Source organism: Phocaeicola coprophilus DSM 18228 = JCM 13818, assembly GCF_000157915.1.
In the GTDB taxonomy this organism is placed as follows: domain Bacteria; phylum Bacteroidota; class Bacteroidia; order Bacteroidales; family Bacteroidaceae; genus Phocaeicola; species Phocaeicola coprophilus.
The window spans coordinates 120,466-134,243 of record NZ_EQ973650.1; the positions used below are offsets into that span (position 1 = coordinate 120,466).

Sequence of the window (13,778 nt, forward strand, 5' to 3'; positions counted from 1 at the left end):
AAATAATGTATATTCGATCAGCTTCAACTTTTTTGTAATCGGTTGGTATATGGGTATGAAGGTTTAGTGGTTTATTGGAAAAAGCGATTAATGTGCTCCTGGAATTGAAAGAGATTAAATTTTTAGTTCCTGTAAAATTTTACAGAAATGTTGTCTTGAACAAATTAATTAATTTTATATCTTTGCTTCCGTTGTGTTTTATATATTTTTTTACTATGTAACTCTTATAATAGGATTATTTTTCAAAAATCGGATTTTATGAAGTCTTATGAGATTTTATTTGCAGGAAAGATGCATTTATATTGAACTCATAGATAAAGCTAAATAAAAAATGAAATGGCTGCTTAAAGTGTTGTAACATGGATAATATGGTGCCTAAAAATATATTGCTTCGCTTGTCAAATGATGATGAAAAGGCTTTCGAATTTATATATTGGAAATAATATTACATAGCTAAAATTTACATATCTAATACACTAATATATAATGCTTTACAAAACTACATGATTGAATTAAGAAACAAATTAGAAACAAAAAGTGAATTTTATCCATTTTCCTGTTTTTTCTTTTGCACTCTGTTTCTTTGCTTGCAGTTGCTTGCCTTTGGAGTGAAAATTCAAGCTGCTCTATTTGATTTTTGTTCCTTGGGTTTACAAATCAGATTAAGGCTTGCACTGATGTTTTTTTTGCAGCCAAAAGAGAAAAGTGCAAGCCCGTCATCCTCTAAAGTTGCATCACTTCTACAAATCTAATTCTTTTTATGCAGGCAGCCAAATATGACTGCCTATATTTAGTTTAATTTAGTTTAGCATATATATAAGGCTAACAAACCAAACTAAACTGGATTTACAGCTCACTTCCCGACCATCCTTCCTTTTCCCATTTTACTCTCTGGAAGGTCTCCCTTGTCTTTCTCTTTTGGCTGCAAACCCTTTTTACATTCCCATCACACCCTTTGCACGCAATCATCTCCCATGTTTCTCCCGGCATTTCGCATACTAACTTCCGGTCTGGCTGATGAAAATTGTGTCGCAAAGGTACTTGCCATGCCTTTCTTGTATGCAAGGTCATTGCCTGATGGTTTACGACAAAATCTCCACACTCGGCTTCGCTGAGGTAGTATTTGGTCTGAAAACCTTGCATAAAGAGCCATGCCACCTTTTGTGGCGACATAATTTATCAAGCCCGAAAGTAGATGAAATGCTACAGGAGGGAATATAAGAACTTAAAATTTAGGATTATGGCGAACTATGCAACAAACATCTTCTACGCAAGAACAGAGTGTTCAAAAGACCTTGATACGATAGAGGAGTTTCTGGACAGAACATTCAACGGCTATATCAATCGTCAGAACGATTGCATTGATGCGGAATTTTCCTCACGTTGGGAATACCCCGAAGAAGAAATCAGCAAATTGATAGCATCCCTGGCAAACAAGAACAAAGTCTATATCAAGATTCTGTCCTATGAGTTTGATAGTGATTATGTCAGCTTCAGGATATTCTCACAAGGCAAGTGGAACGTTAAGTTATAACCTTCAAATCATACGATTATGTTTTACGAGGAAGACAGCGAAATTATCGGGTTGTCCTGCACGTTGCTTACTCCCTACAGAGGGTACACAGAAGGCACCATTGTCGGAGATTATGGCAACACAGTCATTGTCCGTCTCACCAGCGGCAAAGAAATAGAAGAATACAGAGATGAAGTGATTATCAATGATTAAACAAGACAACAGCAATGAAACAGATAGCAAGTAAATTCGTACAGTGGGATGTCCCCGAATTGGAGAAGCTGAAAGACAGCAAGGTTTACAAGTTACGGGAACGTCTTGATAATGGCGGCAAATTGAGCCGTTCCGAAAAGAACTGGCTTACACGAAGCCTGCAAGAGTGCTGCCACTTCAAATGTGGCATAGCCTTGATGGGGTATTGTTTTGACTTTTCGGATGTCCTCAAACGCTATTTCGTAAAGCAATACGGACATGTCGCCGAATACTATGCAGTTGACAAGACTTCATTGCGTTCCGTTTTGTATGGGCGCATTGAGGACATTATAGAAGTACCATAAATATCGAAAACATGAAAGTGACGATTGAACACAGCTTTTGCCCTTATTCCGAGGAGGTGACCGACCTCTATTTCCGAATCATCAATACAATTCTTTTTTCTACCGATGAAGCGGAGCTGCGTGAAAGTATGAGACAGTTGGAAGAGAAGACTCCTCTTCATGAGTATTTTACCTATGGATATGGTGCCCATCACCTTTGGGTTTGTCAAAGACGTCCGAGTGACAAGACTCTGGTCTTCAAGCACCGTATCATGTTGGTTGAGTTTTAATCAGCCAACAGATATTGGCTACCGGCTGGAATGGAACTACCCATTTCAGCCTTGCCGCCCTTCCTTTTATAATTTCTCTTTTGGCTGCGCCGTTTCCTTTTTTACAGCCGTCCATTCATGTGAAAAGCATCCCGCTTTTCTGTCTGATCCGGTTTCTGCCTTTCCCTATGGCCATTTTTTCACTCCCTCTTTTTCTGGTGCGGATACAGCAGCCACCCTCAGCTGTGTGTTCTGTCCTTGCTCCATTCGGATTGGAATGACCCTCTTCGACAGTATACTTTGAATGAATGCCGTTCTGTTTTTGCTGCCTCGACAAGCGACATTGGAAAAGTCCGGTCTCTCCGTTTTTTGTGGTTGTCCGGGAAGGTGCTTCAATTCCTGCACCAGAGAGTGGACACGAGCTTTTGCCTGCTGTTCCCTCCATTTGGTTCTCATTTTTCATCATTGCTTTTCCAACGAAGCCATCATCATTTTCCCGTTGCAAAGATAGTGTGCAGTCAGGAACGCCTTAGCAGTCTTGACCAATGGCGTAGCCGCTTCAATCTTCCTTTATCAGGCCTTTGGTTTTGTCTTCGCCAAAAATAAAGCGTATTGATGCGCTATCCTTGGTGCATCCTTTATCTGCATCTACTTTTTACCGCAGCGTAAAAATAATTTAATAACTTCTAAAAGCAATTCGATATGAAAAAGATTGAGAACACTTTCGCAGTAACAGGATTCATTGGCAAAGATGCAGAAATCCATCAGTTCACCAGTGCCAGCGTAGCACGTTTCTCTTTGGCTGTAAGCCGACTGGAGAAAAACGGAGAGGAATCCAACCGCATTTCCGCCTTCATGAATATCGAGGCATGGCGTAAGAACGAGAACACCGATTCCTTCGACATGCTGACCAAAGGTACCATGCTTACCGTCGAGGGTTATTTCAAACCAGAAGAATGGATTGACAAGGACGGTACGAAACACAACCGCATCGTGACCGTGGCTGTCAAGTTTTATCCGCCTGTTGAAAAAGAGGAGGAAGCTCCTAAAAAACAGGCAAAACCTGTGAAGAAAGGCAAGAAATGATTCCGGCCTTACAGACAAAGCGACCTTCGGGTCGCTTTATTTTTGTTCATGGACGGCTTCAGCCATTCCGCCCTTTTATAGCTTTTCCCCTGCATGTACTTCCGTACCATGCATGTACTTCCGTACCATTATAATGTCATGTCGCTCCTTTGTGTTTTTACTGCTTTTCGGGGTTCCATTCCGCAAGCCTGTTATTTTTCTCTGCAAAGTTTGATTGCCGTTTTCCGGTCCTGTCAAGGAACCGCTTTGCTGGCTGTCGGAAAATCTTCCTCTCCGTGCCTGCGAGCGTATTTTCCACATCCTCCTTGCCCGGACCGACCGCCAATTTCGTGAGCAGAAAAAAAAATCAACCTTCCGGTACAGAAACTACCAGAGGGAAAACAAACAAAATTCATCAACTTTAAAATTGTAGTGATATGACATTCAGAGAATTTATGGCAGAAAACGGCTACATGTTACAGACAACTTTTTGGAGTGATTTTTCGATAGCAGACCGCTTCGGACTTCCAGCAGTCCAAGACACTTTCAACCGAGCATTTGCAGAGTGGAAACAGAGCTACAAGTACCTCACAGAACTTATTTTGGTACTCAACCACAAAATCTGGCAGCACTACGAGGCAGCCCCGGAAATGGCAAAGCTCTACAACATCCTTTGGATGCAAGCCGACCAATACGCCATCGAGAATCTGAAAGGCAGCGAGCTGGAATATTATTATGAGGTGACGGACTGATGCCGTCATACAGATAAAGCAGATAGTTCAATCAGTTAAACTCAATAAAATAGATATGGATATTACATTTGCAATCGTCCGTGCAGAAAATGCGGACTATCTTTGCCACCATGCCAACGGCATCTATGTGGATGTCAGCAATCCAATGAGAACTTTTGTTGCCGGAGAAGATAAGTTTCGGCTTATTGAACCGGACCGTTCGTTGGAACGGAAGGAGTACAGGTTCAGAGGACAGAACTGCTATCTTGTACCTCGTTTTTATGCCAACGGGTGGCTGGCTCTTCTGTTGCAGAGCGTGGAGGATGAAAGTGAGTATATCGTCCTTTCTGTCAATTTGGAGGAAATGGATGCCCTTGGATTGCCCGACCGGACATTTATTGATGTGAACCATTATCCGGATGCCATGGCGTTTTTGAGTGCGAACGGGCTGGCAACGGATTCCGGTTACAAACGCAGGAGCGGCTTTGTGGAGTATCCGATGGTAATGCTGAATCTTGCATTGATTTACCAGCATTTCCCGAAGACATTCCAAGAAGCCGACATTGATTGTTTCTGAACAGCTGTTCCAGGCATGGATTGCTGATTGGTTTTAACGATACCGTACCGCCTTTTTCGGCACGGTATCGTTTTTTACACCCGATTTTCCAGCGACACCAGACTTTTATATATTGTCCTTTTCTCTCTTTTAGTTATTCCTTTTTCCCTCTTATAGCGGCAAGATTACCAGTCCCTTTTTATCATTTGCAATGGCGGGCAGCCTCTGATTGCATCCCGACATTTCGCTCGGGAATGTTTTCTTGTGCAAAGGTACGTCGAAAGAATGCTCTGCAAGTATCACTGTCGCTACCCGAAGTGAAATTTGACGTAACCTTCCGCAATCAAAGATTCCGGTATTCATAAAATTTCATTCCGGGTTTCTTGCTTTGCATTCCTGCTTCGCCATATGATGGGCACCAAAAAGCGACCCTTGCGATGAAGTCGGTAAATTTCAAAGCAGGGCAAATGAAACACTTTAAAAAAATAGAATAAAATGACAGTAGATGAAGTATTACAGCACGATTTGAAGTTTCGGTACATGCTACTCGGACGCCTACAGGCAGATTGCGAATATTATCTTGGTTTCGGCAACAGAAATCCCAACCGTTTGTGGGCTGGTGATGAAGAAAGGCAACTGGAGTACATGACCAGGCTCTATGACAGTTTCACCGAGGAGGAAAAACCACAATGGCTGACAAGGGAACAGATTCTGAAGTATGATACCGCCATGAGGAATATACCGGAATAAAAACAAATGCCGCACCTGCTCCAAAGACAGAGCGATGCGGCAATCATTTTTCTAATCAATTATATCAGTTATCAGTTATGAAGATTCAGTGCTATTTAGCCTCGATGCCCCCTTTTACCATGACACGAAAAGTCTTGGCAGGCTTGAAGGCAGGAACCGAATGGGCAGGGATGATGACAGTCGTATTGCTTGAAATGTTACGTCCCGTTTTCTGTGCTTTATGTTTGATTATAAAACTGCCGAACCCTCACAGAAAAACCTCTTCTCCTACAATCATCGAATCTTTCACGCTTTTCATAAACGCTTCCACTACGGCTGTTACCGTGTTCTTTTCTATACCGGTCTGCTTTGCTATCCGGTCAACAATCTCTGCCTTTGTCATGGTCTGATTAAAATGAATGATAAAATTATGCACTTACTTACCTTCTGGCTTAACGGTCACGCCGGTAGTCGCTCTGGCTGAATCCACCGAATATACCCTTCAGAATCTTGCCGACAATCCAAAACACCACGAATAATACAATCAGTTCTCCCATAAGTATTCTATATTTATACAGTTGTAATTGAATCTAAAGATACAAAATAATCTCTGAACTACAAAATAATACGGAGTGAAATTCATCCGGATTTACATCACATGTTTTCTACTCCGCTATCATCCTCTTCCGTCTTCTTCTTGACACGCGGACCGCTGGTCTGGCCACGGTCGAGCTTTACACCATATTTGTTGAGTATGCGCCATATTGAACTTTTGCTGCTGAAGCCGCTGGCAGCCCAGATATCATCGAACGAATGGCCGTTGGTGTACATGTCCACGATTTTCTTGTCTCGTTCGGCTTTGGGCAGCACTTTCGGGGCTGCCGGTGCCTTGATGCTTTGGCGCAGCCTTTCCACATGGGCAGAGTACCTGCGCAATGCCGCAATCTCCTCCGGAAACGCACCGATTATCCACAGCACGTCAGCGGCTGTCGTGGAAGGAAACAGTTCACCTCGGGTATCCACCTTGTCGTGGATGGATATGATACGTACTATCTTGATCCGGCACAGTTCAATGAATGCGGACAGTTCTCTCAGCCCGCGTGTGGCATTGCTGAACTTGACCACGACAAGTTCGTCACCTCTTTCAAGATTTGCCATAAGCTGTTTCCACATCGGACGCAATGTTTCGTGTTCGACCGTTTCTTCTACAATCTGTACACATCCGTATTGCTGCATCCATTCTCTTTCCGTGTCAAAACTTTCATTGTTTTCCCTGAATATGTAACCGACTTTTGCCATTTGATTATACATTGTTTTGATAACAAGTGCAAATATAATACTTTCCTTTAAATCCAAAATTATATTGTGGAAAAATAATCGTTTAAACGGATGGAAATCCTGTTTTTCTTTCACTTGTTTTCATTGATAATCATATTGTTAATATGATTATGAAAAAATCGCTAATTCTGACATCGAAAGAATATTATCACGATTTTTATATATAGATTTGCACTGTTTTAATATGAAATAACAAATATGGAAAGTGTAAAATCATACTGTAAAAGAGTCTGGCTGTTGACCGGAGTATGTGCCGCTTCACTGACCATTTGCGGATTGTCATCATGCGGTGACGGAAGCGGCAAGCCTTTGTCGGAAGTGGCAGAAGACCCTGCCGGAACCTACCGGAAGTATCTGTTCGATATACGAAGCCAAAAAAGTGCTTCTTTCAAGGAACTGACCCTTTACGTCCGCCAATGGCAGGAACTGAAGGATTCCGTCTTTTTTCATCTCCGCAAGGACTCGCTCATACGGGAACATCCCGACACACGTTCGGCATGTGTCCGCCTGCACGATTCAATCCGCAACGAGTTCTCACGGCTGGTTCTTTCGAAGCCGCGTACCTATCAGGAACTCCTGTCCTTCAAAAATCAGTTTTCCTCCTATGCCCGTGATACGGAACTGCTGGATGACGTACAGAAAATCCGCCCTTTCTTCCGTTCGTTGGATGACCAGCCGGCACATAAAGGAAACCGGACCCAGGTCCTTTCCGCTTACCGTTCGCTGTTGTCACGCACCAATCGTGCCGGCATACATAGCACCAAAGACCTGAGAGCCTTTATCACAAAGGAGGATGCCGTATTCCGTGCCTTCCTTGTACACCTGCATGAACTGGACGGTGAAGGTCTGACAGATGTCACCCGCAACACCGAGCAATGCTGCTCTCAGATACTCCTTGCTGCCGAACGAAAGGAAATCACCTACCGGGAGGCCATGCTTTATCTGGTCCTTCGTACCAACCGCCGGCAGATACAGAACATGCAGACCTGCATGGATGACGTCCGCAACAAGAGGGTCAAGACACCCGTACAGGCACATGCCTATATATGGATGCTCGTGCAGCCCTATTCTTCACTGGATGCTTTTTCCATGGCGTTGCTTTCCGAGGATGAGCGGAAACAGCTTGACAGGATGGCGGCCCAGACCCCTGCGGTATTCAAAAGCCTGAGCCGGATCCTGCAATCTGAAGGCACACGCCTGTCTGAACTTCCCGGAATGCTGATGGAAATTTTCATACACACGCTATAACAATATCATGAATATGTTACGACATTTTTTTGACGACTTTATGACGTTCGTCCCGCTTCAGCTGCCACAGCTGCTGGATGTGACCATCATGGAAGAGCCGCAGTTCTACGGCGACTATGCACTGCTGACCTTTCCATTGCGAGATTCCTATGACCTGGAAGAGGTAATGGATATGTTCGAGGACGACATGGAGCTGATAACGCTCTACCACCATATTCCATCGCATACGGTCAAGTTCGGTCACAGCACCTGTGCATATTCCAATCCTGCTTTCGGCCAGATGTTCAAGATGAACTGCCAGACCGGTGCGGACGGCAAGGTTGACACCATCCTTGTCACCATCTATGATTCGCTGGAGCAGATGTATGGCGAATTGTGCCTTGACCTAGATCTCCATTCCAAGGGAGGTGTGTTCAAATACAAGAAGGATAAGGAAGATGTCCTGCTGAATTTTCTATGACCGTTGCCTCATGAGGAATACGTTATATCGACAGATGGTCTATTGGATAAGGGAGTATCGTACATGGATAGAGGTCGTTGATGACAATACCTATAAGGAGTACGCACTGCCAAGGAACGGCCATATTGACTACATCGTTTCCCGGACATTGGTACTGCGGGCTTACAAGGACAAAGGCCCGTACACCAAGGGCATGACCTGGACAATCCCGGAGTATGCACTGGACAAGGCATTGGCCACCTACCGCAAGCAGGAACATACGTTCAGGCAGCGTATCAAGAAGGCTGCGATGTATCTCTCACCACGGGATGCCGAGGCCATCATCCTGCTGGCTTCCCACAACATTGTCCGTCTGGAGCTGGTGATACTGCCCATTCAAGCACGCGAAAAACCCTATTACTTATGATTTGGAACATCTTACAACTCATTTTCTGTGCCATGCTGTTTGCAGTGCCCATGGCATTATACAAGAGCAACCGCACTTTTATGGCAAGGTTCTATAACGCCATGGTATACCGTGAAAAGGCCCGTAGGCTCTATGTGCGGATCCTTTTGATCCTGCTTTTGCTTTTTCACTATGTCTATGCCTGCGGACATGTCGGCGAGTTCGGTATCCTGTTATCGACCGCAGTCTGTGCCGCTATCTATTCGTTCAGGCGGACGGACCGTTGGCTGAGACGTTTGCCCGGCAGGACATCCTCGTTTGTTGCTCTGGCAACGACTGTACTGGTCATCGGCTTTGTACCGCATCTGTACACGCTGGCAGTCACCGTCGCCTTTCTTCTTTTGGCTGCCCTGTTCTATCCCTCCGATCGGGTAATGACCGAATCCGGGGATTTAGACCGGATTACCGGATGGATGCAACATCCAGCACTGCTGGCCGAAAGCTATCATGATTATCATCACGCAAGGTTGCCGCAGGATGCGGACAGCGGCAACACTGATATATCCGCGCAATAATAACCATTCAAAAACAGATTGAAAATGAAAACCAGACAAAGAATAACTGTCCCGATACTGGCAGACAGAGAGGTGTTTGACTACCTCAAGGAGAAAGTGGGTGAACGGAAAACGAAAACAGAAGCCTATTGTGATTTGCTGGACAAGGCTCTGGCCGGTTTTGTTTCCCCCTTTTTAAGAAATCAGGAGTTTGAACTCCATCCCAACCAGTGTCATGTGACGGTTTCAGACCTTTCAGTGGAATGGCATTGGCACAGGGCTACCGTCCGTTCTTTCCTCGATGCACTGGAGGGGTTCGGCCTGCTGAGCCGTATCCGTCTTTCCAAAAGCGTCATCATTACCATGAACGTACAGAACGGCAGTTCCGTGGAGTCTTGTTCCGGACAGCAGGTGCCGGAGTTTGCCGACCTAATGCATGAGGTATTGTCCGATTGGATAACTGGCAAAACCGATACGGATGAAACCGGCTTTCGATGTGGACAGCTCATCCGCCAGGCCATGGACGGGACTGCCATGCAGGACAACCTTTCGTGTCCGGACAGTGTCACCCATATAGGTTCGGCAACCGGAGGTAACAGCCGGGCGGTGGAAATCAGCCAGGCTGCTCAGGAGTGCATCGCACTGGCCGCCCTGCAACGTGCTCTGCGGAAGTCGAGATTCGATGATGTTTCAGGAGCCATGGACTACTTCCATCTCGAACTCTACGGTGACTGGTCTGGGCTGCTCGCTACTGCCAACGAACTTTCAGGACTTCTCTTTGACGAAAGCAGGGCAAATGATGTCGGGCATGAGGAAGACCGCATAGAAGGCTTAAAAGCCCTTATAAAGCCTTTTCTTGCGCTTGCGGCAAAGGCTCAGGAGAAGTCGTACCAGACCGGAGATTAGAAACCGAATGTATAACTGCGAACAATCCGTTTCCTTTCCCGTTCTGGAGTGCTGCCGGTTATAGGAGGCATCCGGGCTTGCCCGTCTGCCACGAACTAAGGGACGGGGGAGCCTAATACCCCACCTGCCTGACGTTGGTGGGAAGGGTGTCCGAACAAGCAGCAAGCTGGGACACGGTAGATTGTCCGAAACAATATGAAAAACGTATGGCAAATCAAAAACAGGTACTCGACGTGCAGGTGTCGAAAGGGATTACCACCGCCCAAAGTAATGAACATCTGCGTGACCGTAGTGAAAAGGCAGAGAAGTACGCTATGAGTAAGGGAAATTATGATCCTACGCGTAAACGGCTGAACTTCGAGATTGCGCCCGGAGGTAAAATACATCCCATCGACACAAGCCGTAGCATTCCCAAACGGATGGCGGACATATTAAGTCACCGTGGAATCAAAGATCCTAATGAGGGGCTGCTCGAACCAAAATACCGCACGGTGGTAAATATCATCTTCGGCGGTTCACGGCAGCGAATGCAGGAACTTGCTTTCGGTACGCAACAGGTGGACTTTGAAAAAGGTGCGGACAATACCCGCATCGAACGGAAGCGTGACATTGAACGCTGGGCCAAGGATGTTTATTCATTCGTTTGTGGCAGATATGGTGAGCAGAACATCGCTGCATTCATTGTACATCTGGATGAATTGAACCCGCATATCCACTGTACGCTTCTGCCAATCAAGGATAGTCGCTTTGCGTACAAGGAAATCTTCGCCGGTAAGGATAAGTTTGAATATAGTGCAAGAATGAAACAACTTCATACGGACTTTTTCGCAGAAGTCAATACAAAGTGGGGAATGTCAAGAGGAACAAGCATATCCGAAACGGGTGCACGGCACAGAACGACTGAGGAATACCGCCGAATGTTGTCTGAAGAGTGTACAACAATCGAGGATAATATCAAACTCCATCAACAGGTATTGGGTGAACTTCAATCAGACATCCGGTTGGCAGAACGCAGAGTCAAAGGGCTTACGACAATGGTTAGCAATCTTGAAAAGCAGAAAACTGAAAAAGAAACCTTGTTATCGGCAGCCGAGTACAATTTAAAAGAAAACAAAGGCAATGCGGCAGAATTGGCAATCCAAATACAAATGTTGGAAAAAGAGCTGCAAGGAATCATCAGGCAACTGGCAGACAAGCAGGAAAAGTTGCAGACGGCTGACCGGCAACTCATCGAACTGAAAAAGGATATGGGAGCCATTGAAGAACGTACCGAAGAACTCAAAGAGGAGGCCTATCAATATTCCCGTGATGTACACTCCAAAGTGGATAGCTTGTTTAAAGACGTCCTACTGGAGAGTGTAATCAGCGAGTATCGTAACGCATCGGCACAAATGAATGTTTCAGAACGGCAGCTCTTTGACGGTTCACTGGTACAGTCTATCGCCGAGCGGGGTACGGAAATCATGCACTGTGCGACAATGCTATTTCTCGGAATGGTAGATGATGCCACTACATTTGCCGAATCACATGGTGGTGGAGGCGGAGGGAGTGACCTCAAATGGGGACGCGACGAGGACGAGGACAATCGAGCATGGGCACTTCGCTGTATGAGGATGGCGAGCCGCATGATGCGCTCGACTATCGGCAAGAAATCTAAACGGTAAATGGCATACGCCTTACACCAGATTAAAAGTATAACTAATGAAATCATTGGAATATGACGAAACAAATTATTTTCATCTTCGCTTTGCTCTGCACGTTGCAGGCACAAGCAAGTGTACAACCCGTACAGAAGGACACTGTACGACACACTATTCATTATGAAGTAGCGGAATTGCTTCAACCGATGCAGCCCGTCTATCTCAACGGGGTGCTACTTCCGGCATCTCGAACCGGCAACTGGTTTGTTAGCATATCCGGAGGTGCGACAGTTTTTCTTGGTACACCTCTCGGTTGTGAAGACCTTTTTGGACGAGTGAAACCTTCGTACAGCCTCGCCGTCGGCAAATGGTTTACTCCTTTGGTCGGCGCAAGGGTAAATTATAGTGGCTTGCAGTTTAAGGATGCACAATTATCTACGCAGGACTACCATTATATCCATGCAGATCTCCTGTGGAATCTCCTTGGACGCAGATATGCCCGACAGGAACAGGTACGTTGGAGGCTTGCACCCTTTATGGGTGTCGGTCTGCTACATAACGCCACCAACGGGAACAATCCCTTTGCGCTTTCTTACGGCATACTAACACAATACCGTATTTCCAAACGGGTTAGTGCTATGCTGGAACTCTCTAACACAACTACATTCCAGGATTTCGACGGATATGGCTATCCAAACCGTCTGGGCGATCACATGCTTTCGCTGACTGCCGGATTCACCTTTCATCTCGGTAAGGTCGGCTGGAAGCGCGCGGTGGATACGGCACCATACATCCATCGGAACGAACTGCTTGTCGATTATGGCAACTTCCTTTCGGAGGAGAACAGGCGTTATGTGGGACGTCACAATCAAGATAAGCGAACACTCGTGGAATTAAAGAAAATTCTGGAAATCGAAGGACTACTCGATACATATAGCCATATCTTTGACAACGACGATATAACCGGATGCAGATATCCTATAAATAATTATAGCGGTTTGAACTCGCTTCGTGCAAGATTGAAGCATAGCTATTGGGACGGGTCGTCACCTCTTGACACGACTATTCTTCAGACAGAGAATGGAAAGCCATCATATAATTACACGGCTTCCCGAAATGTGCAGTCCGCCCATCAGGACACCCTCGCTATGGATTCCACGGTTCTTTCATACGCTGATGGAGAGTGCATCGGTACACCCATCTATTTCTTTTTTGCTCTCAATACGACACATCTGACGGATACCTCACAGAGGCTTAATCTTGACGAACTGGCTCGTGTAGCTAAGAAATACAGTTTATCCGTGAGGGTAACTGGTGCTGCTGACAGTTCTACAGGAACATCAAGTATCAATGATTCTTTGAGTATATCGAGAGCAGGTTTTATTACCGCAGAACTGGAACAACGTGGAATACCAGCCAAGCGGATTATCAGAGTTAGCAAAGGTGGAATTGCCGACTATACGCCCGTGGAAGCCAACAGACATACGAAAGTGGAGTTGTTTTTTCCAAAAGCGAAATAGAAATTTCGCATAATTGATGTTTAACTTTGTCATAATCAATGAAGCCTCTCCGCTGTGAAGCGAAGAGGCTTTTTCGATATGGTACACGTGAAGTTCGCCATTTTCCTACTGTCAGAACCAGAATGAAAATTATTTCGATGCTTCAAGTGACTCTTTTCTGAACTGTTTGAGAAGTTTTTCAAGTTCAAGTGATACTTTGCGGGCACGAGTTCCGGCAGCTTTGTTGCCTTTCTCCATCTGGAGGTTGGCATCTTTTGAGAATTGATCGAACAATTCACAGATTTGTGTAAATGTTTTTTTCATTGTTATGTTCTTAATATTATATAAT

General features: G+C 45.3%; 19 protein-coding genes and 1 pseudogene. 16 read left to right on the top strand and 4 right to left on the bottom strand.

The features are described from left to right. Window positions 1–503: 503 nt before the first annotated feature. Window positions 504–752 carry a hypothetical protein gene (locus BACCOPRO_RS17890; RefSeq protein WP_008144947.1) on the top strand — a complete coding sequence of 83 codons (249 nt, stop codon included), beginning with the start codon at window positions 504–506 and terminating at the stop codon, window positions 750–752. A gap of 94 nt (window positions 753–846) precedes the next feature. Here BACCOPRO_RS17890 and BACCOPRO_RS14845 read toward each other — a convergent pair whose 3' ends face one another. Continuing rightward, a complete protein-coding gene (locus BACCOPRO_RS14845; protein WP_007896866.1) occupies window positions 847–1,173 on the bottom strand; it encodes a hypothetical protein in 327 nt (108 codons plus the stop codon). Window positions 1,174–1,240: 67 nt separating this feature from the next. Between BACCOPRO_RS14845 and BACCOPRO_RS14850 the strand changes: the two genes are divergently transcribed. The 8 genes from BACCOPRO_RS14850 (at window position 1,241) to BACCOPRO_RS14890 (ending at window position 5,420) form a co-directional block, all read left to right on the top strand. Then, window positions 1,241–1,534, top strand: coding sequence for a hypothetical protein (locus BACCOPRO_RS14850; protein ID WP_040311579.1), 294 nt, complete (start codon window positions 1,241–1,243; stop codon window positions 1,532–1,534). Between the two features lie 15 nt (window positions 1,535–1,549). Continuing rightward, on the top strand, window positions 1,550–1,726 hold the full coding sequence (locus BACCOPRO_RS14855) for a ribonuclease P (RefSeq protein WP_149918941.1): 177 nt from the start codon (window positions 1,550–1,552) through the stop codon (window positions 1,724–1,726). A 14-nt stretch (window positions 1,727–1,740) separates the two neighbouring features. Beyond that, a complete protein-coding gene (locus tag BACCOPRO_RS14860) occupies window positions 1,741–2,070 on the top strand; it encodes a hypothetical protein (protein WP_007896861.1) in 330 nt (109 codons plus the stop codon). Between the two features lie 11 nt (window positions 2,071–2,081). Beyond that, on the top strand, window positions 2,082–2,339 hold the full coding sequence (locus BACCOPRO_RS14865; protein ID WP_008144950.1) for a DUF8466 domain-containing protein: 258 nt from the start codon (window positions 2,082–2,084) through the stop codon (window positions 2,337–2,339). Between the two features lie 681 nt (window positions 2,340–3,020). Then, window positions 3,021–3,404 carry a single-stranded DNA-binding protein gene (locus tag BACCOPRO_RS14875; RefSeq protein ID WP_007896849.1) on the top strand — a complete coding sequence of 128 codons (384 nt, stop codon included), beginning with the start codon at window positions 3,021–3,023 and terminating at the stop codon, window positions 3,402–3,404. A 416-nt stretch (window positions 3,405–3,820) separates the two neighbouring features. Next, window positions 3,821–4,135, top strand: a complete 315-nt coding sequence (locus BACCOPRO_RS14880) for a hypothetical protein (RefSeq protein WP_007896845.1) — start codon at window positions 3,821–3,823, stop codon at window positions 4,133–4,135. Between the two features lie 55 nt (window positions 4,136–4,190). After that, window positions 4,191–4,691, top strand: coding sequence for a DUF4313 domain-containing protein (locus BACCOPRO_RS14885; protein ID WP_007896843.1), 501 nt, complete (start codon window positions 4,191–4,193; stop codon window positions 4,689–4,691). Window positions 4,692–5,165: 474 nt separating this feature from the next. Beyond that, entirely contained in the window at window positions 5,166–5,420 is a 255-nt protein-coding gene (locus BACCOPRO_RS14890) for an LPD11 domain-containing protein (RefSeq protein WP_007896841.1), read from the top strand. Window positions 5,421–5,511: 91 nt separating this feature from the next. On the opposite strand, the pseudogene BACCOPRO_RS17895 reads toward BACCOPRO_RS14890, so the two are convergent. Both BACCOPRO_RS17895 and BACCOPRO_RS14900 read right to left on the bottom strand, forming a co-directional pair. Continuing rightward, window positions 5,512–5,820, bottom strand: a pseudogene (locus BACCOPRO_RS17895) (HU family DNA-binding protein). A 233-nt stretch (window positions 5,821–6,053) separates the two neighbouring features. Further along, the gene (locus BACCOPRO_RS14900) at window positions 6,054–6,698 is read right to left on the bottom strand and encodes a recombinase family protein (protein ID WP_155819219.1); all 645 of its coding nucleotides are present in this window, start codon (window positions 6,696–6,698) and stop codon (window positions 6,054–6,056) included. A 237-nt stretch (window positions 6,699–6,935) separates the two neighbouring features. Here BACCOPRO_RS14900 and BACCOPRO_RS14905 point away from each other — a divergent pair, with 237 nt between their 5' ends. The 7 genes from BACCOPRO_RS14905 to BACCOPRO_RS14935 all read left to right on the top strand — a co-directional run bounded on the left by BACCOPRO_RS14905 (window position 6,936) and on the right by BACCOPRO_RS14935 (window position 13,450). Further along, entirely contained in the window at window positions 6,936–7,985 is a 1,050-nt protein-coding gene (locus tag BACCOPRO_RS14905) for a hypothetical protein (protein ID WP_040311580.1), read from the top strand. A 13-nt stretch (window positions 7,986–7,998) separates the two neighbouring features. Beyond that, on the top strand, window positions 7,999–8,445 hold the full coding sequence (locus BACCOPRO_RS14910; RefSeq protein ID WP_149963081.1) for a hypothetical protein: 447 nt from the start codon (window positions 7,999–8,001) through the stop codon (window positions 8,443–8,445). A gap of 10 nt (window positions 8,446–8,455) precedes the next feature. Then, window positions 8,456–8,851 carry a hypothetical protein gene (locus tag BACCOPRO_RS14915; RefSeq protein WP_040596142.1) on the top strand — a complete coding sequence of 132 codons (396 nt, stop codon included), beginning with the start codon at window positions 8,456–8,458 and terminating at the stop codon, window positions 8,849–8,851. After that, window positions 8,848–9,405, top strand: coding sequence for a hypothetical protein (locus BACCOPRO_RS14920; protein WP_007896827.1), 558 nt, complete (start codon window positions 8,848–8,850; stop codon window positions 9,403–9,405). Before BACCOPRO_RS14915 ends, BACCOPRO_RS14920 begins: the two co-directional genes overlap by 4 nt. A gap of 24 nt (window positions 9,406–9,429) precedes the next feature. Beyond that, window positions 9,430–10,290: a hypothetical protein gene (locus BACCOPRO_RS14925; protein WP_007896824.1), complete on the top strand. Its 861-nt coding sequence runs from the start codon at window positions 9,430–9,432 to the stop codon at window positions 10,288–10,290. Window positions 10,291–10,496: 206 nt separating this feature from the next. Next, a complete protein-coding gene (gene mobV / locus BACCOPRO_RS14930; protein ID WP_004323434.1) occupies window positions 10,497–11,954 on the top strand; it encodes a MobV family relaxase in 1,458 nt (485 codons plus the stop codon). Window positions 11,955–12,007: 53 nt separating this feature from the next. Next, entirely contained in the window at window positions 12,008–13,450 is a 1,443-nt protein-coding gene (locus BACCOPRO_RS14935; RefSeq protein ID WP_004308721.1) for an OmpA family protein, read from the top strand. 129 nt (window positions 13,451–13,579) lie between these two features. On the opposite strand, the gene BACCOPRO_RS14940 is transcribed toward BACCOPRO_RS14935, so the two are convergent. Next, a complete protein-coding gene (locus tag BACCOPRO_RS14940; RefSeq protein WP_007898898.1) occupies window positions 13,580–13,753 on the bottom strand; it encodes a BF3379 family histone-like protein in 174 nt (57 codons plus the stop codon). Window positions 13,754–13,778 lie beyond the last annotated feature (25 nt).

Coding starts and splice junctions, on each gene's coding strand:
- BACCOPRO_RS14875 (WP_007896849.1), top strand. CDS start 3,021: ATGAAAAAGATTGAGAACACTTTCGCAGTAACAGGATTCATTGGCAAA.
- BACCOPRO_RS14920 (WP_007896827.1), top strand. CDS start 8,848: ATGATTTGGAACATCTTACAACTCATTTTCTGTGCCATGCTGTTTGCA.
- BACCOPRO_RS14890 (WP_007896841.1), top strand. CDS start 5,166: ATGACAGTAGATGAAGTATTACAGCACGATTTGAAGTTTCGGTACATG.
- BACCOPRO_RS14850 (WP_040311579.1), top strand. CDS start 1,241: ATGGCGAACTATGCAACAAACATCTTCTACGCAAGAACAGAGTGTTCA.
- BACCOPRO_RS14880 (WP_007896845.1), top strand. CDS start 3,821: ATGACATTCAGAGAATTTATGGCAGAAAACGGCTACATGTTACAGACA.
- BACCOPRO_RS14865 (WP_008144950.1), top strand. CDS start 2,082: ATGAAAGTGACGATTGAACACAGCTTTTGCCCTTATTCCGAGGAGGTG.
- BACCOPRO_RS14905 (WP_040311580.1), top strand. CDS start 6,936: ATGGAAAGTGTAAAATCATACTGTAAAAGAGTCTGGCTGTTGACCGGA.
- BACCOPRO_RS14915 (WP_040596142.1), top strand. CDS start 8,456: ATGAGGAATACGTTATATCGACAGATGGTCTATTGGATAAGGGAGTAT.
- BACCOPRO_RS14845 (WP_007896866.1), bottom strand. CDS start 1,173: ATGTCGCCACAAAAGGTGGCATGGCTCTTTATGCAAGGTTTTCAGACC.
- BACCOPRO_RS14885 (WP_007896843.1), top strand. CDS start 4,191: ATGGATATTACATTTGCAATCGTCCGTGCAGAAAATGCGGACTATCTT.
- BACCOPRO_RS14900 (WP_155819219.1), bottom strand. CDS start 6,698: ATGGCAAAAGTCGGTTACATATTCAGGGAAAACAATGAAAGTTTTGAC.
- BACCOPRO_RS17890 (WP_008144947.1), top strand. CDS start 504: ATGATTGAATTAAGAAACAAATTAGAAACAAAAAGTGAATTTTATCCA.
- BACCOPRO_RS14860 (WP_007896861.1), top strand. CDS start 1,741: ATGAAACAGATAGCAAGTAAATTCGTACAGTGGGATGTCCCCGAATTG.
- mobV (WP_004323434.1), top strand. CDS start 10,497: ATGGCAAATCAAAAACAGGTACTCGACGTGCAGGTGTCGAAAGGGATT.
- BACCOPRO_RS14935 (WP_004308721.1), top strand. CDS start 12,008: ATGACGAAACAAATTATTTTCATCTTCGCTTTGCTCTGCACGTTGCAG.
- BACCOPRO_RS14910 (WP_149963081.1), top strand. CDS start 7,999: ATGTTACGACATTTTTTTGACGACTTTATGACGTTCGTCCCGCTTCAG.
- BACCOPRO_RS14940 (WP_007898898.1), bottom strand. CDS start 13,753: ATGAAAAAAACATTTACACAAATCTGTGAATTGTTCGATCAATTCTCA.
- BACCOPRO_RS14925 (WP_007896824.1), top strand. CDS start 9,430: ATGAAAACCAGACAAAGAATAACTGTCCCGATACTGGCAGACAGAGAG.